We start from the raw sequence: 931 nt of genomic DNA on the forward strand, positions 1-931 counted from the left end.
TCCCGCCACCGCGCGCGCGGTGGCGGGATCGACGACGCGCTCCAGCTCGAACGCCGCGCGCTCGTCGGGCGAGAGCGAGCCGAGGACGTACTCGGCGGCGCGCAGGTCGCGCTCGGTCTCGGGCCCGGCGCTCACGCCTGCTCCTCCAGGCAGCCCTTGAGGGCGCCGAGCGAGCGGTGCAGCCAGGTCTTGATGGTGTTGACGGGCCGGTCGTAGTGCTGGGCCAGCTCCTCGCGCGACCAGCCCTCGCAATAGGCGAGCACGACGCAGGCGCGCTGCGCCTCGTCGAGGCGCGCGAGGCAGGCCGCGAGCGCGCCGCGTCCGACGATCGCCGCCTCGGTGTCGTGCGGGTCGATGAGACGTTCCACCCAGTCCTCGCCGTCCTCGCGCACCGGTCCCTGGACCTCGCCCTTGCGGCGGATCCCGTCGATGGCCCGGTTGCGCGCGATGGCGCAGAGCCAAGTCATCGGCCGCCCGGATTCCGGAGCGTAGGAGCCTGCCGCCTGCCAGACGCGGAGATAGACGTCCTGAAGCACATCCTCGGCCACGCTCCGATCCCGCTGGATACGCAGGATCACCCCGTAAAGTTTCGGTGATGTCAGGTCGTAGAGCGAGCGCAGGGCGCCCTTGTCGCCACCGGCGATCGCGCGCAGGATCCGCTGCAGGGTCGCGTCGTCGCCCAAGGATCGGTCGCCCAAGGATCGTCCCCCGTCCCATCGGCAGGTCCTCGCGCCGGACAGGCGAACGATCGGGACCGTTGCGGCAAGGGTTAGCGCATTCTGCGGTGATGAGAAGACGCGGCGCCCCGATTGCCGCGGTTCTCCCTAGGGATGCATCGCGGGGGCGATGCGGGGCGACGATGGCTCGGACCGACCTTTCCCGCGGACGTTGCGGCTCGCCGGCACGGCCTCGCGCCGCGCCGCCCTCTCGC

1 protein-coding gene is annotated in these 931 nt (G+C 72.0%); it reads right to left on the bottom strand.

Going from position 1 to position 931, the window contains the following annotated elements:
• Positions 1-131 precede the first annotated feature (131 nt).
• A complete protein-coding gene (locus tag FV223_RS28625; RefSeq protein WP_147729996.1) occupies positions 132-683 on the bottom strand; it encodes a sigma-70 family RNA polymerase sigma factor in 552 nt (183 codons plus the stop codon).
• Positions 684-931 lie beyond the last annotated feature (248 nt).

This window comes from Methylobacterium sp. WL116, assembly GCF_008039455.1.
Taxonomy (GTDB): Bacteria; Pseudomonadota; Alphaproteobacteria; order Rhizobiales; family Beijerinckiaceae; genus Methylobacterium.